Annotated in this window: 24 protein-coding genes, 1 tRNA gene and 1 pseudogene; 7 read left to right on the forward strand and 19 right to left on the reverse strand. The window is 66.5% G+C overall.

The features are described from left to right. Positions 1 to 10 precede the first annotated feature (10 nt). The 5 genes from CCUG20998_RS14990 to CCUG20998_RS15010 all read right to left on the reverse strand — a co-directional run bounded on the left by CCUG20998_RS14990 (position 11) and on the right by CCUG20998_RS15010 (position 5,594). A complete protein-coding gene (locus CCUG20998_RS14990) occupies positions 11 to 1,390 on the reverse strand; it encodes an FAD-containing oxidoreductase (protein WP_020729321.1) in 1,380 nt (459 codons plus the stop codon). Then, a complete protein-coding gene (locus CCUG20998_RS14995; RefSeq protein WP_020729322.1) occupies positions 1,387 to 1,869 on the reverse strand; it encodes a glycine zipper 2TM domain-containing protein in 483 nt (160 codons plus the stop codon). Before CCUG20998_RS14995 ends, CCUG20998_RS14990 begins: the two co-directional genes overlap by 4 nt. A gap of 116 nt (positions 1,870 to 1,985) precedes the next feature. Then, entirely contained in the window at positions 1,986 to 2,840 is an 855-nt protein-coding gene (hisG, locus tag CCUG20998_RS15000; RefSeq protein ID WP_015356102.1) for an ATP phosphoribosyltransferase, read from the reverse strand. Positions 2,841 to 2,842: 2 nt separating this feature from the next. Next, positions 2,843 to 3,124, reverse strand: a complete 282-nt coding sequence (locus CCUG20998_RS15005; protein WP_011740335.1) for a phosphoribosyl-ATP diphosphatase — start codon at positions 3,122 to 3,124, stop codon at positions 2,843 to 2,845. Between the two features lie 118 nt (positions 3,125 to 3,242). Continuing rightward, positions 3,243 to 5,594 (reverse strand): PE family protein, encoded by a 2,352-nt coding sequence (locus CCUG20998_RS15010; protein ID WP_020729323.1) that lies wholly within the window; start codon positions 5,592 to 5,594, stop codon positions 3,243 to 3,245. A gap of 393 nt (positions 5,595 to 5,987) precedes the next feature. On the opposite strand from CCUG20998_RS15010, the gene CCUG20998_RS15015 reads away from it, so the two are divergent. Beyond that, on the forward strand, positions 5,988 to 7,427 hold the full coding sequence (locus tag CCUG20998_RS15015) for a PPE domain-containing protein (protein WP_020729324.1): 1,440 nt from the start codon (positions 5,988 to 5,990) through the stop codon (positions 7,425 to 7,427). Here CCUG20998_RS15015 and CCUG20998_RS15020 read toward each other — a convergent pair. Together CCUG20998_RS15020 and CCUG20998_RS28135 are read right to left on the reverse strand one after the other, a co-directional pair. Continuing rightward, positions 7,424 to 7,633 (reverse strand): annotated as a pseudogene (locus CCUG20998_RS15020) (vitamin B12 dependent-methionine synthase activation domain-containing protein); the annotation flags it as partial. The gene CCUG20998_RS15015 and the pseudogene CCUG20998_RS15020 overlap by 4 nt on opposite strands. Beyond that, positions 7,546 to 7,773: a homocysteine S-methyltransferase family protein gene (locus CCUG20998_RS28135; RefSeq protein ID WP_038579880.1), complete on the reverse strand. Its 228-nt coding sequence runs from the start codon at positions 7,771 to 7,773 to the stop codon at positions 7,546 to 7,548. The pseudogene CCUG20998_RS15020 and the gene CCUG20998_RS28135, both read right to left, overlap by 88 nt. Before the next feature lie 208 nt (positions 7,774 to 7,981). On the opposite strand from CCUG20998_RS28135, the gene CCUG20998_RS15030 reads away from it, so the two are divergent. After that, positions 7,982 to 8,860, forward strand: a complete 879-nt coding sequence (locus CCUG20998_RS15030; RefSeq protein ID WP_011740337.1) for a PAC2 family protein — start codon at positions 7,982 to 7,984, stop codon at positions 8,858 to 8,860. A gap of 49 nt (positions 8,861 to 8,909) precedes the next feature. Here CCUG20998_RS15030 and CCUG20998_RS15035 read toward each other — a convergent pair whose 3' ends face one another. From CCUG20998_RS15035 to mshC, 3 genes are read right to left on the reverse strand one after another with little or no spacing between them, the layout of a single operon-like run. After that, positions 8,910 to 10,121 (reverse strand): FAD-dependent monooxygenase, encoded by a 1,212-nt coding sequence (locus tag CCUG20998_RS15035; RefSeq protein ID WP_036455723.1) that lies wholly within the window; start codon positions 10,119 to 10,121, stop codon positions 8,910 to 8,912. A gap of 33 nt (positions 10,122 to 10,154) precedes the next feature. Beyond that, on the reverse strand, positions 10,155 to 11,036 hold the full coding sequence (locus CCUG20998_RS15040; protein ID WP_020729329.1) for an SDR family oxidoreductase: 882 nt from the start codon (positions 11,034 to 11,036) through the stop codon (positions 10,155 to 10,157). 23 nt (positions 11,037 to 11,059) lie between these two features. After that, positions 11,060 to 12,295 (reverse strand): cysteine--1-D-myo-inosityl 2-amino-2-deoxy-alpha-D-glucopyranoside ligase, encoded by a 1,236-nt coding sequence (gene mshC / locus CCUG20998_RS15045; protein ID WP_020729330.1) that lies wholly within the window; start codon positions 12,293 to 12,295, stop codon positions 11,060 to 11,062. 379 nt (positions 12,296 to 12,674) lie between these two features. On the opposite strand from mshC, the gene CCUG20998_RS15050 reads away from it, so the two are divergent. Further along, on the forward strand, positions 12,675 to 14,291 hold the full coding sequence (locus CCUG20998_RS15050; RefSeq protein WP_103654028.1) for an aldehyde dehydrogenase family protein: 1,617 nt from the start codon (positions 12,675 to 12,677) through the stop codon (positions 14,289 to 14,291). 28 nt (positions 14,292 to 14,319) lie between these two features. Here CCUG20998_RS15050 and CCUG20998_RS15055 read toward each other — a convergent pair whose 3' ends face one another. The 6 genes from CCUG20998_RS15055 to CCUG20998_RS15080 all read right to left on the reverse strand — a co-directional run bounded on the left by CCUG20998_RS15055 (position 14,320) and on the right by CCUG20998_RS15080 (position 18,634). Further along, positions 14,320 to 15,111, reverse strand: coding sequence for a 3'(2'),5'-bisphosphate nucleotidase CysQ (locus CCUG20998_RS15055; protein WP_020729332.1), 792 nt, complete (start codon positions 15,109 to 15,111; stop codon positions 14,320 to 14,322). Between the two features lie 111 nt (positions 15,112 to 15,222). Beyond that, positions 15,223 to 16,038 (reverse strand): SCO1664 family protein, encoded by an 816-nt coding sequence (locus tag CCUG20998_RS15060; RefSeq protein WP_036455724.1) that lies wholly within the window; start codon positions 16,036 to 16,038, stop codon positions 15,223 to 15,225. Beyond that, positions 16,022 to 16,609: a DUF3090 domain-containing protein gene (locus CCUG20998_RS15065; protein ID WP_011740344.1), complete on the reverse strand. Its 588-nt coding sequence runs from the start codon at positions 16,607 to 16,609 to the stop codon at positions 16,022 to 16,024. The genes CCUG20998_RS15060 and CCUG20998_RS15065 overlap by 17 nt, the downstream gene beginning before the upstream one ends. Before the next feature lie 87 nt (positions 16,610 to 16,696). Continuing rightward, on the reverse strand, positions 16,697 to 17,443 hold the full coding sequence (locus CCUG20998_RS15070) for a histidine phosphatase family protein (protein WP_020725561.1): 747 nt from the start codon (positions 17,441 to 17,443) through the stop codon (positions 16,697 to 16,699). Further along, positions 17,440 to 18,270, reverse strand: a complete 831-nt coding sequence (locus CCUG20998_RS15075) for an undecaprenyl-diphosphate phosphatase (RefSeq protein WP_036455725.1) — start codon at positions 18,268 to 18,270, stop codon at positions 17,440 to 17,442. The genes CCUG20998_RS15070 and CCUG20998_RS15075 overlap by 4 nt, the downstream gene beginning before the upstream one ends. 61 nt (positions 18,271 to 18,331) lie before the next feature. Then, complete coding sequence (locus CCUG20998_RS15080) at positions 18,332 to 18,634, reverse strand: hypothetical protein (RefSeq protein WP_020729335.1); 303 nt, start codon at positions 18,632 to 18,634, stop codon at positions 18,332 to 18,334. Between the two features lie 110 nt (positions 18,635 to 18,744). Between CCUG20998_RS15080 and CCUG20998_RS15085 the strand changes: the two genes are divergently transcribed. From CCUG20998_RS15085 to CCUG20998_RS15095, 3 genes are read left to right on the forward strand one after another with little or no spacing between them, the layout of a single operon-like run. Further along, the gene (locus CCUG20998_RS15085; protein ID WP_012394799.1) at positions 18,745 to 19,815 is read left to right on the forward strand and encodes a YncE family protein; all 1,071 of its coding nucleotides are present in this window, start codon (positions 18,745 to 18,747) and stop codon (positions 19,813 to 19,815) included. Beyond that, the gene (locus CCUG20998_RS15090; protein ID WP_011740349.1) at positions 19,812 to 20,075 is read left to right on the forward strand and encodes a DUF5703 family protein; all 264 of its coding nucleotides are present in this window, start codon (positions 19,812 to 19,814) and stop codon (positions 20,073 to 20,075) included. Before CCUG20998_RS15085 ends, CCUG20998_RS15090 begins: the two co-directional genes overlap by 4 nt. A 32-nt stretch (positions 20,076 to 20,107) precedes the next feature. After that, on the forward strand, positions 20,108 to 21,190 hold the full coding sequence (locus CCUG20998_RS15095) for a quinone-dependent dihydroorotate dehydrogenase (RefSeq protein WP_050674688.1): 1,083 nt from the start codon (positions 20,108 to 20,110) through the stop codon (positions 21,188 to 21,190). 11 nt (positions 21,191 to 21,201) lie between these two features. Here CCUG20998_RS15095 and CCUG20998_RS15100 read toward each other — a convergent pair whose 3' ends face one another. From CCUG20998_RS15100 to CCUG20998_RS15110, 3 genes are all read right to left on the reverse strand, one after another. Further along, entirely contained in the window at positions 21,202 to 22,590 is a 1,389-nt protein-coding gene (locus CCUG20998_RS15100) for an HNH endonuclease signature motif containing protein (RefSeq protein WP_012394801.1), read from the reverse strand. Between the two features lie 125 nt (positions 22,591 to 22,715). Beyond that, complete coding sequence (locus tag CCUG20998_RS15105) at positions 22,716 to 23,243, reverse strand: YbhB/YbcL family Raf kinase inhibitor-like protein (protein WP_011740352.1); 528 nt, start codon at positions 23,241 to 23,243, stop codon at positions 22,716 to 22,718. 26 nt (positions 23,244 to 23,269) lie between these two features. Then, positions 23,270 to 24,625 (reverse strand): M20/M25/M40 family metallo-hydrolase, encoded by a 1,356-nt coding sequence (locus CCUG20998_RS15110; RefSeq protein ID WP_012394802.1) that lies wholly within the window; start codon positions 24,623 to 24,625, stop codon positions 23,270 to 23,272. 149 nt (positions 24,626 to 24,774) lie between these two features. On the opposite strand from CCUG20998_RS15110, the gene CCUG20998_RS15115 reads away from it, so the two are divergent. Further along, positions 24,775 to 24,860, forward strand: a tRNA-Leu gene (locus CCUG20998_RS15115). Positions 24,861 to 24,869: the final 9 nt, after the last annotated feature.

Here is a 24,869-nt window from a genome sequence, read left to right on the forward strand (position 1 = left end):
ATGATCGCCACTAGACCAGCGGCGCCATCTCCTGCAACATCGTGGGAACGAGTTCGCTGACCGTGGGGTGGATATGCATCGTTCGTGACAACGTGGTGTAGGGCGCTTTGGCCGACATCACGTCGAGGATCGCGTGAATGGCTTCGTCACCGCCCACGCCAAAGATCGTCGCTCCCAGGATCTCGTCGGTGTCCGCGTCGACGACCACCTTCATGAAGCCTTGCGTCTCACCCTTTTCCACGGCCCTACCGACCCTGGTCATCGGCCGCTTGCCGACCAACAGCTTGCGGCCGGTCGCCTGGGCCTGAGCAACACTCATCCCGGCCCGACCCAGCGGCGGGTCGATGTAGAGGGCGTAGGTGGTGATGCGATCGCTGACCCGGCGTGGGTCGTCATCGAGCAGATTGGCCGCAACGATCTCGAAATCGTTGTACGACGTGTGAGTGAAGGCGCCCTTGCCGTTGCAGTCGCCCATCGCCCAGATGTGGTCGACGCTGGTCTTGAGCTGGTCGTCCACCACGATGTAGCCGCGGGCGTCGGTCTGCACCCCGGCGGCCTCCAGCCCCAGGTCATCGGTGTTGGGCCGACGCCCCACCGCGAGCAATAGATGACTGCCCGCAATGGGGACCGCGCCCGCGCAGGGAGTCAGCTCGAAGCCGCCAACGCTACTGTCGCGCTTAGTGATTCGCACGTCGTCGGCACCAACGACAACGTTGATGCCTTCGGCCTCCAGGATCTCTCGGATGGTGGCCGAGACGTCCTCGTCCTCGCGGGAAGCCAGCCTCGGTCCCCGCTCGACGACGGTGACCGGAGCACCGAAACGACGGTACATCTGGGCGAACTCCAGCGCGATATAGCTGCCGCCGACGATGACCAAATGCTCTGGCAGCGTGTCGAGTTCGAGGATGGACACGTTGGTCAGGAAATCGATGTCGGCAAGCCCCGGGATGTTCGGAGCCACCGCGCGGCCACCGACGTTGAGGAATATCCGGTCCGCACTCAACAGGTCGTCACCGACCCGCAGGGTGTGCGGATCCTCGAATCTGGCGTGCCCGCGGAACACGGTGCAGCCGTTCATGCCGTCCAGCCAATCCTCGACACCCTTACGGTCGGCGAGCATGATGCCGTCTTTGCGTGCCTTGACTTTGGCCATGTCCACGCTGATGAGGCCGGTACCGACACCGTATTCGGCGCCACGGCGGGCCAATTGCGCGGCGTGCGCACTGGCGACCAGCGTCTTGGTCGGGATACACCCGGAGTTCACGCAGGTACCGCCGACATGCTTGCGCTCCACGATCGCAACGCGCTCGCCCGCGGCGGTCAGCCGACCCACTAATGGCGGGCCGGCCTGGCCGGCACCGACGACTATCGCGTCGTAATGCTGTGTCACAGGGCGGCCACTGTCGCAACGATGGCAAAACCACCCAGGACAGCGATCGAATCCTCCAGCAGTGCGACGGGCAGATCGTGGCCGCCGCGCGCGGCCACCAACTTGGTGCGCGCCTGGTAGCCACCCAGGGTGCCCAGGACGGCGCCGATGATTCCTGCCCCGAGCCCGCCCCACCGATAACCCCACGCCGTGCCGATGACTGCACCGGCGAAGGCACCCAAGATGATTCGAACCGCGAACACCGGTGGCGCGGTGCGCGGCGGGGTCTTGGGGAGCTTGTCGTTGACCAGCTCGCCAACCGCGAGGACCGACAGGATGACGACCGTGATGAGGTTGCCCACCCAGGACGCCCATGTTCCATGAAGATTGATCCAGCTCAAGAACGCGGCCCAGGAGACCACGGCTGGAGCCGTCATCGACCTCAGGCCAGCGACAACGCCGATGAGCAGAGCCAGCAGCAGAACAACAAAGTGCGTCACAACGATCCCTCCTGGGACAGACGAACAGCCTGGCGACGTGAAGGGGAATGCCCATGCAACTAGCGGGCAATCGGCCCTAGCGGGACGCTAACACAGCAACGCCCCATAGCACATGCTCAGAACCGACAGAACCTGATATCGGAAGCCAGAATGGCTTTGGCCCCGATGGCGGCAAGTTCGTCCATGGTGCCGTTGACATCGCGGCGCGGCACCAATGCCCGCACTGCAACCCATTCCGGGTCGGCGAGTGGGGCGATGGTCGGCGACTCCAGGCCAGGGGTGATCAAGGTGGCCTTGTCCAGCACCGCGCGCGGGCAGTCGTAGTCCAGCATCAGGTATTGCTGGCCGAAGACCACGCCTTGCACCCTGGCGACCAGCTGATCGCGGGCCTCGACCTGGGCCGCGCCGTCGCGGCCGTTCCCCTCGATCAGCACCGCCTCCGAGTCACACAGCGGCTCACCGAATGCGACGAGATTGTGCAACCGCAGGGTGCGGCCCGAGCCCACCACATCGGCAATGGCATCGGCCACACCCAGCTGCACGGAGATTTCCACCGCCCCGTCGAGTCTGATCACCGTTGCTTCAATACCCTTGGCGGCCAGATCCTTTCTGACCAGATTCGGATACGCGGTGGCGATCCGCTTGCCAGCGAGATCGGCCATCGTCCAATCTCGCTGGGCGGGGCCGGCGTAGCGGAAACTCGACGACCCGAATCCCAGCGCCAAGCGCTCGCGCACCTGCGCATCGGAATCGTGGACCAGATCACGTCCGGTGATCCCGAAGTCGAGCTGTCCCGAGCCGACGTAGATGGCGATGTCTTTGGGCCGCAGGAAGAAGAACTCGACGTTATTCGCCGGGTCGATGACCGTCAGGTCTTTTGGATCGGTGCGCCGCCGGTAGCCGGCTTCCGCCAGAATCTCCGTGGCCGGTTCGCTCAGGGCGCCCTTGTTGGGAACCGCCACCCGCAACATGCTCACAGCTTCCGGTACACCTCGTCGAGAGACACTCCGCGCGAAATCATCAACACCTGGGTCCAGTACAGCAACTGGCTGATCTCCTCGGCCAGCGCCTCGTTGGATTCATGCTCGGCGGCCAGCCAGACTTCGCCGGCTTCCTCCAGAACCTTCTTACCCAAGGTATGCACCCCGGCATCCAGCGCCGCCACCGTGGCGCTGCCGGGCGGCCGCGTGCGGGCGCGGTCACCGAGTTCGGCGAACAGATCCTCGAAGGTCTTCACGGCCAGCGATTGTTTCATGCCTCACCAGGCAAAGTCACGGCGGTTTCACCTGGCGGCCGAGTTACCCCATCAGTGGCATGCCCACCGTCGGCCACTTTGACCACCTGGTGCTGCCGCAGCCCAGCCGCCGGCTTGCTCAGACAACACCCGGCGCGCCGCCACCACCGCCGGTACCGCCGCCGCCGCCGGTCTGGCCGGTCGGGGGATCGCCGTCGTCACCATCGCCGCCGACGCCGCCTGGGGCGCCGCCAGTGCTGGTCGAGCTGGCGCCGCCGCCACCGCCGTCAGCACCGCCGCCACCCTTACCGCCGATGCCGCCCACGCTGTCGATGGCATCGCCACCCGCGCCGCCTTGACCACCGCCGCCGCCCATACCGCCGGTCCCGACGACTCCGTCACCGCCGCCGCCGCCCATACCGCCCTCGCCGCCGGCGCCGCCGGCGCTGGGCTCGGCGTTTTCGGTGTCGTCCCCGCCGGTGCCGCCATTTCCGCCGGAACCGCCGGCCCCGCCGGAACCGCCGGTGATGCCCTGGCCGCCGGCACCCCCTTGTCCGCCGTTGCCGCCGACGCCACCGCCACCGCCGAGCGAGTGGCCGACGGGCTGGGTATTGCCGTCACCGCCGGATCCGCCATTACCGCCGGCACCGCCGTCACCGCCGGGCCCGAGCGTGCCGATGCCACCGTCGCCTCCGGCGCCGCCGTCACCGCCATTACCCGCGTCGTTGGTCTGAACTGCGGAACCCCCTGTCCCGCCTTTGCCGGCGGATCCACCGTTACCGCCGTCGCCACCGGTGGTGCCCTGCCCGCCCTTACCGCCGGCACCGCCGTCACCGCCGCGGCTCCCGACTGCACCATTTGCGGCGTCGCTGCTGCCGGCATTGCCGCCCATCCCGCCGTGACCGCCGGCCCCCCCGACGCCGTTTGTACCGTTGCCGCCGTCCCCACCGACACCGCCGGCTCCACCGGTCCCGCCTCCCCGCCCTGAATTGGCCACAGCATTCCCGCCCTCGCCCCCGTCGCCACCGTTGCCGGCAGCACCACCGGTGTCCCCGTCACCCCCGTCGCCCCCGCGACCACCGGCCCCGCCGCCGCCACCACCTTTGCCGTCGACGTAGGCGCCGTGACCGCCGTCCCCGCCGTGGCCACCCGCACCACCGACACCGTCGGATCCGGCCTGACTCCCGGCGCCACCCGCACCGCCTGCGCCACCACCCCCGCCGGCGCCGCCCTTGGAGCCCGCCTCACCATCGAGAAGGCCGTCGGCGCCCCGGGCCCCGTGACCACCGGCGCCCCCGGTGCCGCCGGCGCCGCCGACACCATCAGAACCCACCTGGCTCCCGCCGCCACCCGCACCACCGGCACCGCCAGCCCCGCCGCTGCCGCCCAAGTAACCCGACTCACCATCGAGCACCCCATCCGCACCCCGAATACCATCACCGCCACGACCACCGTTACCGCCACCGCCGCCAACGCCATCAGAACCCGACAAGATCCCGGTGCCGCCCACGCCACCAGCACCACCTGCACCGCCGTTGCCGCCCGCGGTGCCCGACTCACCATCGCCGACCCCGTCGGCGCCACGAGCTCCGTTGCCGCCGATCCCGCCGTGGCCGCCATCGCCGCCCACCGCGAACAGTCCGCCGCGGCCACCCGATCCCCCGGCCCCACCGGCGCCGCCGTCCAGCGCGGCCGGGCTACCCACGACACCATCGCCGCCCGTCCCGCCGCTCCCACCGAAACCACCGCGCCCGAACAGTCCCGCACTGCCGCCGCCGCCGCCGGTGCCGCCGGATCCGCCTGGCGTTCCCTCGCCGCCGTGCCCACCGTCGCCACCGCTTCCGACCAGTGACAGCGCCCCGGCGCCACCCCCCTGGCCGCCCACTGCACCCAGTCCACCGGCCCCACCGGACCCGCCGTTGCCGAACAGCAGCCCGCCGGTCCCGCCTGCACCTCCCGCCGCGAGTGCCCCACCGGCACCACCGATGCCACCGTTACCGATCAATCCGGCAGATCCGCCGGCACCGCCGGCAACCCCGGCGCTTGCGCTGTTGTCGTAGCCGTTGCCCCCGTTGCCGTAGAGCAAACCCCCGGCACCTCCGTTGGGGGCCGATGCGGTGCCGTCAGCGCCGTCGCCGATCAGCGGGCGGCCGAGCAGCGTCTGGCTGGGCAGGTTGACCAGGTCAAGCAGCTGCTGCAGCGGTGACGCGCTGGCGGCCTCGGCGAGCGAATAAGAAGCGCCACCGGCGCCGAGGGCTCGAACGAATTGGTCGTGATACGCCGACAACTGGACACTAAGCGATTGATATTGCTGGGCGTGGCTGGAAAACAGCGCCGCTATGGCGGCCGAGACCTCATCGGCAGCGGCGGGCCAAAGCGCGGTGGTCGGAACCGCGGCTGCCGCATTGACCGTGCTGACAATCGAGCCGACGCCGCGCAGTTCCGTTGCCGCCGCCGCCAACTCGTCCGGCGCCACCGATAAGTACCACATCGCTACGTCACCCACTCATCGCACAACATATGTCGAGCGCTCGGCAAACTAACCACTGACACGGTCGTCTACGACTACCATTTCCATCGGCAACTTTTGGAGCATTCCCTGGCGTTCATAGGACTTTCAAATATGTCGCACAAATATTTCCGCAAGCGGCAATATTCAACCGCGATCAAATACCCAGGCACCACCCCTTTGGAGGGGGGGACTTCAGCTAACCCGACCCGAGGCGCGCGGCGACCCCGCCCAAACCGGGCAAGCCGACTGACCCACCCTCGACCGGGCCGCGCCGACGCCGACCACACCCCAACCTGCGCCCGCCCCCTCGCTACATTAGGCTAACCTAAAATAGGTTAGCCTTACTTTATTCTGCGATGGAGGAGGCGGCTCATGACCTTCCCGATCTGGTTCGCGCTTCCCCCCGAGGTGCATTCGACCCTGCTCTCCACCGGTCCGGGCCCCAGCGCACTGTTGGCGGCGGCAGCAGCATGGCGCGCCCTCGCCGCGCAATACACCGACATTTCGGACGAACTCACCCAGCTGCTCGCGGCCGTGCGGACCGGTTCCTGGGACGGGTCGACGGCCGAGCGATTTGTCGCGGCGCACCAACCGTTTCTCGATTGGCTGGCCCAGGCCGCCGCGGTAGCCAACGCGGCGGCCAACGCCCACGAATCCGCGGCCGCCGGATATACCTCGGCCTTGGCGGCCATGCCCACCCTCGCCGAGCTGGCCACCAACCACGCTGTGCACGGCGCATTGATGGCCACCAACTTCTTCGGGATCAACACCATCCCGATCGCGTTCAACGAATCCGACTACATGCGGATGTGGGTCCAGGCCGCCATCACCATGGCCGGCTATCAGGCTGTCAGCCAACACAGCGTGACGGCGACGCCCCGGACTTCGCCGTCACCCCAGATCATGACGGCCGACGCCGCCCCCGCCGCGACCAGCTCCATGCCCGACCCAGTGAAAATCATCCTCCAAGCGCTTCAGGGCTTCCTGAATTTCCTGCGCAACCTGGCAGCCGAGACGCTCTCGGGGCCGTTGGAAAAATTTGTTGTCCACGTTCTGGACTCATTCATCTCATTCGCATCCGGGTCGGTGTTCAAGTTCGTCGCATACGCGGTGCTAGACCCGATGATCTACTTCGGCCCTTTCACCCCGGCAATCAGTCCGCTCGGGCTACCGGCCGTGACTGTAGGGCTGGCCGGGCTTGCCGGCATCAGCACCCCACCACAAACGGCGCCACCCCTGCCCGGCGGTGCGCAGTCCGGACCGCCGAGCCATCAGATCTCACCCGCGACCACCGGCGTCGCCGTTGCCAGCGTTAGCACCGGCGCTACCGTTGCCGGGTCGACTCCCACTGCGCACGCGGCCGCCGCGCCATCGGGCCCCTCCTCCGCTGGACCCGTTGCCGCCCAGAGCTTTTACGCCGTCCTCGGCCCCGACGGCGGCGGGCGCACTCCGACGACAAACGGCAAAGCGCTTGCCGGTGCCGCCGCCGACGCCGTGGCACCGGCCGCCAGACTGCCCGGCGACCAGGCCCGAGCCGCCTCCCGCAGAGCCCGGACGGCACAAAAACGCCTACGCCAGTACCGCTATGAATTCCTTGACGCCGACGGATACCCGACCACGGTGGACCCACCAGCAGCGGAGCCAAGCGCCGTCAGCGAACACGGCGCGAATGCGTATGGATTTTCCCGAGAAATCTCCAAAACAATTGCTGGACAACCGGATAGGCTCACCGTGGGCAGGGAAACCAGATTCGCCGAAACCACAACGCTACCCATGCTGCCACGCACCTGGACCGATGCCGACCCCTGCTAGACATTGGAGTACTTCGCCTCAGGGTGGTGCAGCACAAAGGCGTCCGTCGACTGCTCGGGGTGCAACTGCGGTTCTTCGGACAAGGTCACGCCGATGCGTTCGGGCTCCAGCAGCTTCATCATCTTGGCGCGATCCTCCAGATCGGGGCAGGTGCCGTAGCCGAAGGCGAAGCGGGCACCTCGATAGCCGAGCTTGAAGTAGTCCTCGCCGTGCCTTTCTCCGAGAGGTCCCTGATCTCGTCGGCGATGTCGTAGTCGCCGAGGTTGGACAGGTTGCAGCCGAAGGTGTTGGTCTCTACCGCGTCAGCACCGGACTCGAAATAGTTCCGGTGGATGGTTTCCAGCACGTCAGGGCGGGTTTCGTTGAGGATCTCGCTGCAGCACGAGGAGATCAGTGTCGTAAGGGGGGCCTGCCAGCGGCAGTCACACAGCAAAAATAGTGGCGCTATGCAATTCCCTCAGCCATTGACAGCGACCGACCGATTGCGCCTGCGATATCCGGCCGGTCAGGAGGCATGCGCTCAGCTAACCCGCTCGAGGCCTTAGGCTGACCAGATGACCCCGTCCGATGCCAGCCGAGAGCTGCCCGAACTACACAAGACCGTGGTTGTGGCGGCGTTTGAGGGCTGGAACGACGCGGGCGACGCCGCCAGCGACGCGGTCGGACACCTTGCCGCCATCTGGAACGCGACTCCCATCGTGGAGATCGACGACGAGGCCTACTACGACTATCAGGTGAATCGGCCGGTCATCCGACAGATCGACGGGGTTACCCGGGAGCTGGAGTGGCCAGCGATGCGGATCTCGCACTGCCGCCCACCCGACAGTGACCGCGATGTCGTATTGATGTGCGGGTTGGAACCCAACATGCGCTGGCGCACATTTTGTGCGGAGCTGCTGGCGATCATCGAGAAACTCAACGTCGACACCGTCGTGATCCTCGGGGCCTTGCTGGCCGATACGCCGCATACCCGCCCGGTCCCGGTATCGGGCGCGGCCTACTCGGCCGAGTCGGCGCGGGTCTTCGGTCTGGAAGAAACGCGCTACGAGGGCCCCACCGGCATTGCGGGAGTGTTTCAGTACGCGTGTGTGGCGGCCGGGATCCCGGCGGTGACGTTCTGGGCGGCGGTGCCGCACTACGTATCGCACCCGCCGAACCCCAAGGCCACGGTGGCGCTGTTACGCCGCGTCGAGGACGTGCTCGACATCGAGGTACCGCTGTCGAGCCTGCCCGCCCAAGCCGAGGTGTGGGAGCAAGAGATCACCGAGATGACCTCTGATGACGACGAGCTGGCCGAGTACGTGCAGACGCTGGAGAAGCACGGCGATGAAGCGGTCGAAATGAACGACGCGCTGGGCAAGATCGACGGGGACGCACTGGCCGCCGAATTCGAGCGCTATCTGCGGCGCCGCCGGCCGGGTTTTGGACTCTAGCCCGCCGAGCTCTAGCCGGTCTGTCCCAGTCAGCGCCGCTGCGGCAAACCTAGTTGGGCGCAATCGGGCTGTCGGAGTCTGACATCCCCTGGCGCAGCATGGCTATGACGGCGGTGGGCTCACCGGCCAAGGATGTCTCAACGAATCGGTTGATCAGCGGGCGCCAGGTGAAGCGCAGCCCGGCGCGGCGAATCGAGAGCTGTGAGGACGACGGCGACAGCATCCAGCCGGAGGCCGCGCGCGCGCTTTCCTGCTTCTGCTCGACCGTCGGACGCCAAAGCCGCTCGTAGAAGTCCAGCGCGCGCTCCACCGATGACGTTCTGCGCAGCTGCTCGGACAGCACGTATGCGCCGGCCAGCGCCAGCGAGGCACCCGGCCCGGTCAGCGGCGACACCGCCGAGCACGCGTCGCCGACCAGGACCACACGGTTGGTGCTCCAGCGCGGCATCTCGACCTGTGCAACCTGCCCGAAGTAGATGTCCCCCGATGGCGGGCATCTCTCGAGCACCTCGGGCACCAGCCAGCCCATGCCCGCAAATCGGTCCCGTAGCGCCGCACGGGCGTCGGGAGGCGGTTCGGGATCGGCAGCGCGATAGGCCGCAAAGACCGCCGTCTGGCCATTACGCAGGGCGTAGAGACCCAGTTGCCGGTCGACGGTGTCGGTGATGACGACGTGATCGCCGGCCGTGTCGTCCATGTCAGAGGCGTCGAAGACGAAGGCCGCGAAATGAAATCCCAGGTAGCGCAGATATTGCGCTTCGGCGCCGAACGCCAGTGCCCGCACCGTGGAGTGGATCCCGTCGGCGCCGACCAGTAGATCGACATCGAGGCGCGCACCGTCGTCCAGGGTCACCACCGCGCGATCGTCGCCGTGCGTCACCTCCGACACCGAGGTACCGAACCGCAGGTCGACATTGGTCGGAAGGTTGTCCAGCAGGACCTTGTGCAGATCGGTTCGGGTTATCCGGCACAGCCTGTCTTCGAGTGCCTTGGCGATGCGCCCGTAGGGCAGACCGGCTCGACGTCGGCCCAGCTCATCGACCAGGCCGGTGTCACCGATGGAATAGGAGACGTCCCGAATCGCGTCCAGGATGCCAATCGCATCGGCCGCCTCGTATCCAGCTCCGAACAGGTCGATCATGGCGCCCTGAGTCGGCGGACCGGGTGAGCGCTCCACGAGCACGACCTCGGCACCCAGCGCCGACATCCGCTCCGCCAGTGCCAGCCCCGCGATGCCGGCGCCGCAAACAGCCACCCTCACGGCGTCACCGACTTCCTTCTGCGCAGCCCGCGGCTACGGCTTTTCCAAGCCCTGGTTGTAGGCACTGGTGGAGCGCCCGAGCGCCGCCACCTCAGCGTCCAGCCTGGGCAGTAGCTCGGCTGTGGCCTTGCGGACGGGCAGTTCACCCAGCGACGTCGAGAGCACAGGTTTGAGCCAGCGGAACAGTCCCACCCAATCCGGGCAGTAGATACGGGTCTTGCGACCTTCGATGCCCTTGACGAAGGCGGCCGCGCACTTGTTCACCGAGGTGGTCCTGTTCAACGGCCAGGGCAGCCTGGACAGCAGCTCAGCAAACGCGGGCAGGTCGCCCTTGGTGTCACGAACCAAAGCGGTGTCGATCCACGACATGTGCGCCGACCCGACGCTGACGCCACGGTCTGCGACTTCCAGTCGAAGCGCGTTGGCGAAGATCTCGACCGCGGCCTTCGACGCGTTGTACGGCGCCAGCCCGGGAGATGCCGCGTAGGCAGCCAGCGAAGAGACGATCAGCACGTAGCCGCGGCGTTCGATGACCGCCGGCAAGGTGGCACGCACGGTGTGAAAAACACCGATGACGTTGACGTCCAGCACCCGCTTGAATGCCTCCGGATCCACCTGCAGCACCGAACCGTAGCTGGCGATGCCGGCGTTGGCCATCACGATGTCGATGCCGCCGAATTTCTCGACGGCCTGATTGGCGGCCGCCTCCATGGCGGGCAGATCGCGTACGTCGGCAACCACGGTGAGCACTCGGTCGTCTCCGCCGAGTTCGGCCGCAATCGTCGCCAGCTCGGCCTCGCTCAGATCCGTCAGCACCAGTTTGGCGCCCATGTTGTGGAGGCGACGGGCGACCTCTGCCCCAATGCCGCGAGCACCGCCCGTGATGAAGACGACTTTGTCCTGCACCGATGTCATGGCCGAAAACGTACCACCGTGGGCTACAGGTCTACCCCCAGCAACGCATCGATGGTGCTGGCCACCAACCTTGGCGCTACCTCGTCATGGCCTCCGTAGTCGAGCGCATCGGTGGCCCAACCATCGAGTGCCGCAATCGCTTTGGGGGTGTTCAGATCGTCGGCCAGATACTGGCGCAGCCGGGCCACAACCGCCGCCGCGTCTGGACCGGCCGGCAATGTCGTCGCGGCGCGCCAGCGCTGCAGCCGACCGACCGCCTCATCGAGCACCTGCTGGGACCAGAACCGGTCGGCCCGGTAGTGCCCGGCCAGCAGCCCCAGCCGGACCGCCGCCGGGTTGACTCCCTCGGCACGCAACCCCGATACCAGCACCAGGTTGCCGCGGCTCTTGGACATCTTGTGTCCGTCCCAGCCAATCATGCCGGCGTGTACGTAGTGCCGCGCGAATCGCCGCTCGCCCGTGACGCATTCGGCGTGCGCGGCGGTGAATTCGTGGTGCGGGAAGATCAGGTCGCTGCCGCCGCCCTGAACGTCCAGACCGCTGCCCACGCGGCTGAGTGCGATGGCCGCGCATTCGATGTGCCAGCCCGGCCGGCCGGGGCCGAACGGTGACGGCCAACTGGGCTCCCCGGGTCTCGCCGCGCGCCAGAGCAGAGCGTCGAGCGCATCGTTCTTGCCTGGTCTGCCCGGGTCACCGCCACGCTGCTCGAACAGGCCGAGCATGGTGTCGCGGTCGTAGCCGGACTCGTAGCCGAATTGCAGTGTGGCATCGGAGCGGTAGTAGACGTCGGGATGTTCGCCGTCCAGGACGTAGGCGGCGCCGGAAGCGAGCAGTTTCTCGACGAGCTCGATGATTTCGGCAACCGCCTCGGTAGCCCCGACGTAGTCGTGGGGCGAGAGGACCCGCAGCGCCGCCATGTCCTCGCGGAACAGCGCTACCTCCTGGGCGGCCAGGTCACGCCAGTCGACGCCGTCACGGTCGGCTCGCTCGAACAGCGGATCGTCGACGTCGGTGACGTTCTGCACGTAGCGCACCTCATGGCCGAGATCCAGCCACAGACGATGGATCAAGTCGAATGCCAGATAGGTCGCGGCGTGGCCCAGATGCGTCGCGTCATAGGGCGTGATCCCGCAGACGTACATGGTGGCCGTGTTTCCCGGCGCCACCGGACGCACTTGCCGGTCAGCGGTGTCGTAGAGCCGGAGTTCCGGCCCACGCCCCGGCACGATGGGAACCGGTGCAGACGACCAAGATTGCATGCCTCGACTCTAGGCGGGGCGACGATGCGGCCCGCGGTGCGGGCCGAGGAGGAGCCCGGCCATCGGGCTCACGCGGGGCGACGATGCGGCCCGCGGTGCGGGCCGAGGAGGAGCCCGGCCATCGGGCTCACGCGGGGCGACGATGCGGCCCGCGGTGCGGGCCGAGGAGGAGCCCGGCCATCGGGCTCACGCTGGGCGACGATGCGGCCCGCGGTGCGGGCCGAGGAGGAGCCCGGCCATCGGGCTCACGCGGGGCGACCCACGTTCCAGCGCGGCCCGGCGATCACGCGCAGCCGGGCAAACGCGGAGATACTGGCCGCTGGGCATTGCCGAGGGGTTCCGCGCTTGTTCAAAATGGGCTCTGCAAACCCGGAAATTTGTGGTCTGCTGGGTACCGTACGAACAGCTCCGGTTGGCGCCGGCGGCAAAGGCGGTGGCAGTGATGATGGATACGACAAATCAGGCAAACCCGGCCGAAGCCGACACCCGCGATGAAGTGGTGGTCAAATGTCCGGCCACCGGCGAGATCGTCGGAACCGTCCCAGTCACAACGGTCGATGGCGTTGCGGCGGCGGCGGCACGGCTACGGGCCGCACAACCCGAGTGGCAGCGATTGGGTGTGTCCGGCCGCGCGTACTGGCTGGGCAGATGGCGCGATTGGATGCTCGACCACCGCGATGATCTGCTGACGCCGCTGCAGCTGGAAACGGGCAAGTCCTGGGGTGACGCGGGTATCGAGATCGCCACCGTGCAGGTCATCAACTACTGGATCGACAACGCCGCAGAGTTTTTGGCCGACCAGCCGGTGCGCCCATACGGCGCAGCCAACGCGGCCAAGAAGCTGACCATTGTCTACGAGCCGTATCCCCTGGTCGGCGTCATCACCCCGTGGAACGGTCCGTTGTCGGTACCGCTGCTCGACGTTCCCGCCGCCCTGTTGGCCGGATGCGCCGTGCTGTCCAAGCCCTCGGAATTCACGCCATTGGCCTGGCAGCACGCGGTGGAGGGGTGGAAGCAGATCGGTGCACCGGACGTGCTCGATGTGGTCTTCGGTTTCGGAGAAACCGGTGCGGCCCTCGTCGACGTCGTTGATTACGTGATGTTCACCGGTTCGGTGGGCACCGGGCGCCGGATCGCCGTCGCCGCGGCCGAACGGTTGATCCCGTGCGGGCTGGAACTTGGCGGCAAAGACGCGATGATCGTCTGCGCGGACGCCGACATCGACAGGGCGGTCGATGGCGCGGTTTGGGGCGGATTCGCCTACACCGGCCAAGTCTGTATTTCGGTGGAACGGATCTATGTCGAGGCCCCGGTATTTGACACGTTCGTGAGCAAATTGGTGGCCAGGACAGCGCAGCTGCGTCAGGGCATGGATGCCGGGCATGACTATTCGTGCGAAATAGGCTCGATGACTACCGCGCAACAACTCGAGATCGTGTCTCGACACGTCGACGACGCGGTCCGCAAGGGCGCGAAGGTTCTCATCGGCGGCAAAACGCGTGATCCCGGCGGGGACGGGTTGTTCTACGAACCGACGGTGCTGGTCGATGTCGACCATGACATGGACTGCATGCGTGAGGAGACATTCGGCCCGACCTTGCCGGTGATGAAGGTGCGCGACGTTGCGGAGGCGATCGAGAAAGCCAACGATTGCCGATTCGGGTTGTCCGGCAGCGTCTGGACACGCGACAAAGCAAAGGCAATTGACATTGCCCGGCGCCTGAATACCGGCACCGTGAACATTAACAATGTGATCACCGGCATCTTTCAAATTGGGGTTCCGATGGCCGGCAGGAAAGAGTCGGGGTTGGGCACCCGCTCCGGCGGCGCCGAAGGCATCCGCAAGTACTGCCACCCCAAGAGCATCGTCGCCGAGCGGGTCGCGATGAAAAAGGAGTTGCTCTGGTACCCCTATAGCCGCAAGAAAGGCAGCTTCGCGGAGAAGGTGATCAGAATGCTGTCGGCCAGAGACTGGCGGCGTCGACTAGGTCGGTAGGACGGGGCCGATCCAACCGGTAGCGGTTTTACCGCCACACCTGTCGGATGGCATCGAGCAGCACAGGCGCCAGCTCGGGGCGACACATCACGAAATCGGGCAGGTAGGGGTCCAGCTGGTTGTACCGAAGCGGCGACCCATCCAATCGGGATGCGTGCATGCCGGCGGCCATCACCACGCCGGCCGGCGCCGCCGAGTCCCATTCCCATTGGCCTCCGGCGTGCAGATAGGCATCGGCTTTGCCCTCGATGAGGGCCATCGCCTTGGCGCCGGCCGAACCAATGGCGACTGGTTGGATGGCCAGCGTCCGACTGACGTGATAGAGGACTGCCGGCGGACGGGTGGTGCTGACCGCCACCCGAATGACATCCGGCACCCCGACCGGTGCGGCGTCGGCGGTCACCGTGTCGCTGCGGAAAACGATGTTGCCGCGGGCCGGCAGTGACACGGCAGCATCGGTGATCTCGGGCCTGCCGTTGGCGCGACGCTGCCACAACGCGACATGAACCGCCCAGTCGTCCCGGCCACGCGTGGAGAACTCGCGGGTGCCGTCCAGCGGATCGATGATCCACACCCGATCAGACTTCAGCCGCACCAGGTCGTCGTGAGCTTCCTCACTGAGCACCGCGTCACCGGGCCGCTCCGCCCGTAGCCGCCGTAGCAGCAGGGAGTTCGCCTGGAAGTCACCGGCGTCACCAAGCGCCCATGGATGGTCGAAACCAACCTCTTCCCGCACGGCCAGCAGCAATTTCCCAGCGTCCACCGCGAGGTCGGCAGCCAGCTCCGCATCGGTCAGGTGGCGCGCGGGCGGGTGGCTCACCGCACAAGTATCGCCGAGTTGGCACGCGCGCTCATGCCGGACCAAACACGTCGCACCCACAACGGCGATCAGGAACGGTCAAACGCGCCGCATCGGACTCCCGACGACCTTCTAGAAGGCCGGCCACGGTATTGGGCGGTGGCGGTCCGGTCCAGGCATCACGGGATTGTCCAGCAACATCTCCGCCCGCCTGCCCAGAGCGACAATCTCGGCACGGGTGATCAGGCCCGCCAGCGTCTCGCCCAGCTTCCCACGCAGATCATCGATGAACCCGGCAACCGTCCGCAGGGTCTGATCATCGATCGGCTTGCCCGCCCAGCCCCACAACACTGTCCGTAGCTTGTCCTGGACATGCATGCTCACGCCATGGTCGACCCCGTACACCCGGTCGTCGACGCCATAGAGGATGTGCCCGCCTTTGCGGTCGGCATTGTTGATCAGGACGTCGAACACCGCCATCCGCCGCAACCGGACATCGTCGGCGTGCATCAGGATGACCTCGTCGCCGGAGTAGTCGTACGCGCGAAGGACCGGCAGGTAACCCGGTTGCGGCTTGCCGCAGGGAAACAGGTCGACCAGGTCGGGCCCGGGCCGGGGATCGGCGCCAACCGCGTCACCGGGTTGCTGTACCCACAGCTGCAGCATCCCGGGCCCGGCGGGTCCGTCTCGAATCACGGTGTAGGGCACGATGTTCCAGCCCAACTGGGCCGAAACGTGATATGCGCTGAGTTCGCGGCCGGCCAGGGTGCCATCAGGAAAGTCCCATAGCGGCTGTTCACCCGAAACCGGCTTGTAGACGCAGTGCACGGTGTTGTCGCCGAGGGTGGATTCGCACAGGAAAGTGGCGTTGCTGGCCGAACGAATACGTCCGAGGACCGTCAGCTCGCCGTCCCGCACTACCTCGCGTTCATCATTCCTCGGGGTCATCGCTGGACCCGAGCAACACATCGCGCCGATAGCCATTGGTGCGCGCACAAATATGTCCCTCGGGGTCCAGCGGCTCGTCGCAGAGCGGACACGGCGGGCGCCCCGCCGAGATGACCCGGTTGGACCGGGTGGCGAACTGCCGCGCCGACTCCGGCGTCAGGAAGACCCGCACCGCGTCGGGACCCTCGTCGGTGTCATCGAGCACCACCGAAGCGTCGAACTCCGCGTCGGTGACCGCCAACAATTCGACGACCACGGTCTGAGCTTCCGAGTCCCAGCCCAACCCCATGGTCCCGACCCGAAATTCGGCGTCCACCGGCATGATCAGCGGATTTAGATCGTCAACCTCGGCGGGTTCCGGGGGAACCGGTGTGCCGAACCTGCGGTTGACCTCGAGCAACAACGCGCCGATGCGCTCGGCGAGGACCGCGACCTGCTGCTTCTCCAAGACCACCGACACGACTCGTTTGTCGTGCACCGCCTGGATGTAGAACGTGCGATTTCCGGGCTGACCAACAGTCCCGGCCACGAATCGGTCGGGTGTACGGAATACGTGAATTGCGCGGGCCATGGCACCTCCAAAATACCGTGCAGATGGCGTTGTCGTGGGATTCGCAGGGGGTCCGCACCGCTAAACCACAGCGGTGGGACCGCTCCCCTAGTCGGTCGAGCCGCCGACCACCGCGTCTCCGGACGGCACGCCACCGACTGACTCAGTCTGAACCTTGTCGGGCTCTTCGTCTGGCTTGTCCGGCGCCGCCTTCGGGGGAAGGCCCGCGCGCAGTCCTGCGGACAGCCGCGCACCGGTGTGGTTGACATGCAGCACGAACGGCCGTAGCTGGGTGTAGCGGATCACGCTCGCCGATGCGGGGTCGGCGGTCACCCGCTGGAAGCTATCCAGGTGCATACCGTAGGCATCGGCCACCACCGCTTTGATGACGTCGCCATGGGTACACGCCAGCCAGAGCGCATCGCCCCCATACTCCTCGGCCAGCCGTCGATCGTGTTCGCGAACGGCGGCCACCGCCCGCGCCTGCACCTGCGCCAAACCCTCGCCGCCCGGGAACACCGCGGCACTGGGGTGCGCCTGGACCACTCGCCACAGCGGCTCGTTGACCAGCTCAGCGATCTTGCGGCCGGTCCAGTCCCCGTAGTCCACCTCGGCGAGTCGCTCTTCGACCAGCGGCTCCAGACACAGCGCATCGGCCAGCGGCTCGACGGTGGTGCGGCACCTCAGCAGCGGGGAGGACACCACCGCACGGACCGGCAGATCACCGATCCGGTCGATCAGCCCCGAGGCCTGCTGGCGCCCTTTGTCGTCAAGGTCGACCCCTTCGGAACGACCGGCCAGAATGCCTGCGGTGTTCGAAGTGGACCGGCCGTGGCGCAACAGGATGACGGTCATGTCGCCGCGACCGTACCGGTAGCCAGCAGAATCAGCACCACCACGCCAACCACCACCCGGTAGCCAACGAACCAATACATGCTGTGGCGCAGCAGAAACCGCAAGAACCATGACACCGCGGCGAGGCCGACCACAAAAGCGATGAGGGTGGCGACCAATAGCTGCGGACCGGTAGCGCTCATGCCCTCGGTCACGGGGTGGAAGGCATCGGGCAGGGAGAACAACCCGGACGCGAACACCGCCGGTATGGCGAGCAGGAAGCCGAACCGGGCGGCCAACTCACGGTCTAGCCCCAGAAACAGGCCGGCGCTGATGGTCGAGCCGGACCGAGAAACCCCAGGAACCAGCGCCAGGGTCTGGGCAACCCCGACCACCAGGCCATCGCGCCAGGTGAGCTGTTCGACCTGACGGCTCTGGCGGCCCAGGTATTCGGCAAGCGCGATTACCCCAGAGAACACCACCAGCGCCGTGGCCACCACCCACAGGTTTCGCACGCCCGACCGAATCTCGTCCTTGAACAGCAGCCCCAACACACAGATTGGGATGGTTCCGATGATGACGTACCAGCCAAGGCGATAGTCCGCGTTGCGATGCGACTTGACCACCAGACCGTCGAACCAGGCCCGCAGGATGCGCACGATGTCGCGGGCGAAGTAGACAAGTACGGCGGCTTCGGTGCCCAGCTGGGTGACCGCAGTGAAAGAAGCACCGGCATCGTCGCTGAAGAAAACCCGCGACACCACAGCCAGGTGTCCCGATGAGGAAACCGGCAAGAATTCGGTCAGACCCTGCACGACAGCCAACGAGATGACTTGCCACCAGGACATCGCCGCAACTGCAGACACGACGACGACCGTACCTGGTGCGAGAGCCCGTTATGGGATGTGACTAGTGCGACGCAGGCAGGGCATGCGTGACAGAATCACGCACCGCCGCCGCCAGGCTGCGCTCGTCGGTGAGGTCGATATCGACCAAGCCGCGGACTGACCGTGCGACGACGTCTTCGGCCTGCGGAACCGGCCCGGTCAGACGGGGTCGGTAAATTTCGACAACGAGCGAGCGGTGTTCGATGCGGAAGGAGAAACTGTGGCCATCTCCGACTTGCCCGTACCCACTGGCGAAAATGCCCGTCAACATGTCTTCGATCGCAAACCCTTTTTCTGCGGTCTGCCGGTCAGCAGCGACGGTCATGCCCAGACAATACCTCGTCAGAAATACTTTCCGTGGGCAACATGACGAGATTGGATGCGACAACGTTCCTTAAAATTTCGAGTCCATGGCCGACATTCAGAGGGTAGACGTTGCTGCGAAATCATAGAAAACCACTTCAGCGCTATTTTTACGCACCAGTCATTTTGCTGACCCTGCTGGCCCTGTTGACGGGCTGTTCGTCGGGCCCGCTGCAATCGGCGCCGCCCACGATCGAACCCGCGCGGCCGGCCGTGTCTCCGCCGATTTCTCAGCCTCCGGCAGGTGTGGTTCGGCCGCTGGGCGGGCATCCGCAGGCGGCGGTGTACGACGTCGACTCCGGCAGGTTGGCCGTTCTGAGCCCGGGTTCGGACGCATCGGCGCCGGCCAGCATCAGCGTGTTCACTCAGGAGCAAACCCCAGCTCGACCAATCACACTTCCCGGGCCCGCAACCGGGTTGACCGGTGACGGCCACGGCAAGGCCTACGCGTCTGCCCGTGGCGGCTACTTCGTGGTGGACCTGCCCAGTGGGGGCATATCGCAGGTCAGCGTGGCCGATTCGGCAGGCACCGAATTCACCGCGATCGCACGCCGGATGGACGGGAAGCTGGTTTTGGGCACCGCCGACGGCGCCCTGTACACCCTGGCTTCACCGCAAACCCACGCCTCCGCCGGCACCGCCCAGGTCCTCAGCCGGATCAAGATCTTCGCCCGCGTCGATGCGGTCGTGACGCAAGGAAACACAGCCGTGGTGTTGGACCGCGGACAGACTTCGGTGACGACGATCGACGCCGACGGGCGCGCCGAACAGGCACTACGCGCCGGCGATGGGGCGACCACCATGGCCGCCGACTCGCTGGGGCGAGTGCTGGTCGCAGATACCCGTGGCGGCCAATTGCTGGTGTATGGCGTTGACCCGCTGATCCTGCGCCAGGCCTACCCGGTACCACAGGACCCGTACGGGCTAGCGGGGTCGAATCAACTGGCCTGGGTGTCCCAGACCGCGGCGAACCTCGTTATTGGTTACGATCTCAGCACCGGAATACCCGTGGAAAAGGTGCGTTACCCAACCGTGCAGCAACCCAACTCGTTGGCCTTTGACGAAGCGTCAGGCACCTTATTCGTCGTGTCCGGATCAGGCGCTGGGGTACAGGTCATCGAGCATGCGGCAGGTGTCCCTTGACCAGCAGTTCCGTGTCGCGGCGGGGCCAGTTGCCCGCCGGCTGGGCCACCGACATGTCGGACGAGTATGAGTGGGCGCCGCTGCGCCTGCCGCCGGAAGTGACCAGGCTCAGCGCATCCACCCGGCTGTCCATCGAGGCCGAGTATCGCGGCTGGGAGCTGACCCGGGTGCGTCTCTACACCGACGGCAGCAGACGTGTGTTGTTGCGTCGCAAGAAGTCTCGTCTGGATAGCCCGATGCCCGACCAGTCGGAACTGTGACGGTGGCCAACCCGCACCAGGACGGGTCTCGAATGTACGGCTTGCTGCGTAGGCTGCTGTTCCTGCTGCCGCCCGAGCGCGTGCACAAGTTGGTTTTTGCCGTGCTGCGCGGCGCCACCGCGGCCACACCGGTACGGCGGATGTTGACGCGATGGCTGGGCCCGACCGACCCGGTGCTGGCTTCTACCGTGTTTGGGGTGCGATTTCCCGGCCCGCTCGGACTGGCCGCGGGGTTCGACAAGGACGGCACCGGACTGGACACCTGGGCCGCGATGGGCTTCGGCTATGCCGAAGTCGGCACGGTCACCGCGCACCCGCAGGCCGGCAACCCGGCCCCACGGCTGTTCCGGTTGCCCGAGGACCGAGCGCTGCTCAACCGGATGGGATTCAACAACCACGGCGCGGGCGCACTCGCAATCCGGCTGGCCCGCCACCATCCCGAGGTACCCGTCGGGGTCAACATCGGCAAGACCAAGACCACCCCGGCCGACCAGGCGGTTGACGATTACCGGGCCAGCGCCAGACTGGTCGGCCCGCTGGCGTCCTACCTGGTGGTCAACGTCAGCTCCCCGAACACACCGGGATTGCGGGATTTGCAGGCGGTGGAGTCACTACGGCCCATCCTGGCCGCCGTGCTGGCCGAAACGTCGACACCGGTGCTGGTGAAGATTGCGCCCGACCTCTCCGATTCCGACGTCGACGAGGTCGCCGACTTGGCCGTCGAGCTTGGCCTGGCCGGCATCGTTGCGACCAACACCACCGTGTCGCGCGATGGGTTGCTGACCCCTGGCGTCGGCCAACTCGGCGCGGGCGGCATTTCCGGGCCGCCGGTGGCAGAGCGCTCACTCGAGGTGTTGTGCCGGCTCTATCAGCGCGTCGGCGATCGACTGACCCTGATCAGTGTGGGCGGCATCGAAACCGCCGAGGATGCCTGGGACCGAATTACCGCCGGTGCATCGTTGCTGCAGGGCTATACCGGCTTCATCTACGGCGGGGGCCTGTGGTCCAAGCACATTCACGACGGCATCGCCCGCCGGCTACACCAGGGCGGTTTCGGCTCACTGCACGAAGCGGTCGGCTCCAACGCCGCCGAGCGGGGACGTCCGCCCAGTTAGGAGCGACGGGCTTACGCCGCCCCGTGACCCTCGTCGTCATCGTCGGCGCTGTCGCGGAGCAGTTTTTCCGGGTGGTGGTAGGTGTTGGTTCTTGGCTGTCCGTGGTCAAGGTGCGGCGGTGGGAGCCATTCGGTATCGCCGTGAGCGTTCTTGCGGGTGCGCCAGCCTTGCTCGAGCAATTTGTGATCCGGGCCGCAGGCCAGGGTGAGTTGGTTGATGTCGGTGCGCCCGCTGATGGCCCATGCGGCGACATGATGCACCTCGCACTGATAGCCCGCCACGTCACAGCCCGGGCGGGTACAACCGCGATCTTTGGCGTAAAGAACGATCCGCTGCCCCGGTGTAGCCAACCGTTTGGCGTGATAGAGCCCGATCGCCTCACCCCGATCAAACACCGCCAGATAGTGATGCGCGTGACGAGCCAACCGGATCACATCCGACATCGGCAGCAACGTGCCCCCACCGGTCAGCCCCCTGCCCGCGGCGGCCTCCAACTCCTTCAGCGTGGTCGACACGATGATCGACGCCGGCAACCCGTTGTGCTGCCCCAGCTCTCCCGACGCCAACACCGCCCGCAACGCCGCATTAAACCCGTCATGTTGACGTTGACCCACACTGCGACTGTCACGATCAGCGGCGTCGGGCGACACGGGCCCATCCACCACCGCGGCCTCATCCTCGGGGTTACACATCCCCGGTGCGGCCAGCTTGGCCCACACCGCCTCCAACCCAGCGCGCGCCTCCGGGGTCAGCCACCCGCTAATGCGCGACATCCCGTCCAACCCCTGCCTACCCAGGCTCAGACCACGCCGCCGCGCCCGGTCCTCATCGCTATGGCGACCATCAGGATTGAGGCAATCCATCAACCGCCCCGCCAACCTGGCCAACTGATCAGGACGAAACTGGGTAGCCAGCTTCGCCAGATGAGCCTCGGCCCTGTCCCGGGTTCCCACGTCGACGCCAGCAGGTAGCCGCCGAAAGAAGTCACGAATCACCCGGACGTGCCCCTCCCCCACGACCCCCTGCCGCAAAGCCGCGGCCGTGGCCGTCAACACCGGCCCCACCGGCTGACCGCTCAACGCGCGCCGCGGGCCCACATCGGCAGCCTCAGCCACCCGCCGGCCCGCCTCGCTGCGGGTGATCCGCAACCGACTGGCCACCACCGCCGCCAGCCGCCCACCCAACTCCGCCTCACCAGCCTGCTCATCAAGCTGGTTGAGCAACGCATACTGGGCCACCGGCAACCGACGCGCCACCACCTCCAACCGCTCCAACACCCGCAACCGCTCCGGAGTCGTCAACGCCTCGAACGACACCTCAACCAACGCATCGACCGCACGATCGAGCCGGTCCAGCGTCGCGACCACCGATTCCCGATCCGAACATCCATTCGAATGCATGTTCGAATACTATCGGCGCACACCGACAGAACTGCCACACCGGCGTTGATGCCGATCAGGTGGCCGGATCAAGGATGGCGTGGTCTACCCGACCCGAAACCGCCGTGCCCGCGCGGGCCTGACGGCTATGTCTGTTCGTAGGTCCCGTGGATGACCGCGCGCGCGATTGCGTGCTGGAACAGGTTGAATCCCAGGAAGGCAGGGCTGGCGTCCTCGCTGAGTTCGAGCTTGTCGACGTCGACCGCATGCACCGCGACGTAGTAGCGGTGCACACCGTGCCCGGCTGGCGGCGCGGCGCCGATGTAGCGCCGCATGCCCGCGTCGTTGACCAAGGCGAGCGCACCCCCCGGCAGTTCGCGGCCGTCGCCGGCTCCGGCAGGCAATTCGGTGACGTCGGCGGGCAGGTTGGCCACCGCCCAATGCCAGAACCCGGACAGGGTGGGGGCATCGGGGTCATAGACGGTCACCGCGAAGCTGCGCGTCCCTTCGGGGAATCCCGACCAGCTCAGTTGCGGGCTGACATCCTCCCCGCCCGCTCCCATGATTCCGCTGACTTGTGGTGTGGCAAGCGGCTGCCCGTCGGTGATCGAAGCCGAGGTCAGGCTGAATGAAGGCAGTTTGGGTAGCGCGTCGTACGGGTCTGGCGATGTCATGGTCAGTCCTCTCCTGTGCTTTCCGACTAGCAGTGTGTCAGGAAGTGTGTCAGTACCTCGGTGCCGAACCTGAGCGCGTCGATGGGCACCCGCTCATCGACACCGTGGAACAGCGCGGCGAAATCCAGTTCCGGCGGCAACCGCAGCGGGCTGAAGCCAAAGCAGCGAATACCCAAGCGAGCGAAGGCTTTCGCATCGGTCCCACCGGACAGCATGTAGGGAACCGTTCGGCCGTCGGGATCGACCGACAGCACCGCGGCATTCATGGCATCGACAAGGTCCCCGTCAAAGCTGGTCTCATAGGACGCCAACTCGCTTATCCACTCCCGGCTCACATCGGGGCCGATCAGTTCGTCGACTTCGGCCTCGAATGCCGCCTGACGGCCTGGCAGGACGCGACAGTCCACCACCGCCTCCGCCGTCGCCGGGATGACGTTCGCCTTGTACCCGGCTTTGAGCATGGTCGGATTCGCGGTATCGCGCAGCACCGCCTTGAGCATGCGAGCGATCGGGCCGAGTTTGTCGAGGGTCCCTTCCAGGTCCGGTGAGCCGGGGTCGAGTTCGAGCCCGGTCTCCTCGCTCACCGCGTGGAGAAACTGGGCGACGGTGTCGGTGATCACGAGCGGAAACTGGTGACGGCCCAGCCGGGCTACCGCCTCGGCGACCGTGGTGACTGCGTTGTGGTCGTGCACCATGGAGCCGTGGCCCGCCCTCCCCTGGGCCGTCAAGCGCATCCACAGGATTCCCTTTTCGGCGGTCTCGACCAGGTACAGCCGGCGTTCACCCCCGTCCCGGCGCGGGACGGTCAGGGAAAAGCCGCCAACCTCGCCGACCGCCTCGGTGACACCGTCGAATAGATCTGGGCGGTTATCGACGAGCCAGTGCGCACCGAAGTGGCCACCGTGCTCCTCGTCGGCGAGGAAGGCAAAAACCAGGTCGCGAGGTGGCACGATCCCGGCTCGGCGGAAATGCCGGGCAACCACGATCATCATGCCGACCATGTCCTTCATGTCGACCGCGCCGCGGCCCCAGACATAACCGTCTTCGATCGCGCCGGAAAACGGGTGCACGCTCCAATCGGCGGCCTCGGCCGGCACCACGTCCAGATGGCCGTGGATCAGCAAGGCGCCCCGGGAGCTGTCCGCGCCCCGAAGACGAGCGAACACGTTGCCCCGGCCCGGTGCACCGGATTCAACGTATTCGGTCTGGTAGCCGACCTCTGCGAGTTGTTCGGCTACCCAGCGGGCGCACTCCGCCTCGCCCTTGGTGGTCTCAGGTTCGCCGGTATTGGTGGTGTCGAACCGAATCAATCTGCTGACAACCTCGGCAACGTCATCGCGCGAGTCGGTTGAAGTCCCGGTCTCCCCATTCTTTTGGGTCACAGTCACCTTTCCTACCACCCTCGGCTCAGCCGCTGACGCCGCCCGCACATTCAGGTTGCCGCAACCCCACCAACGGGCCGACGTCCGGCCAAGTTGGGTCCAGCCGCACCCATCCGATAGCCTTAGCTGCCGACCGATGCGGTTGGTTTGTCCGAGTGGCGGAATGGCAGACGCGCTAGCTTGAGGTGCTAGTGCCCTACTAATGGGCGTGGGGGTTCAAGTCCCCCCTCGGACACATCCGGCG

The sequence above is a fragment of the Mycobacterium marinum genome (assembly GCF_003391395.1).
Classification (GTDB): domain Bacteria; phylum Actinomycetota; class Actinomycetes; order Mycobacteriales; family Mycobacteriaceae; genus Mycobacterium; species Mycobacterium marinum.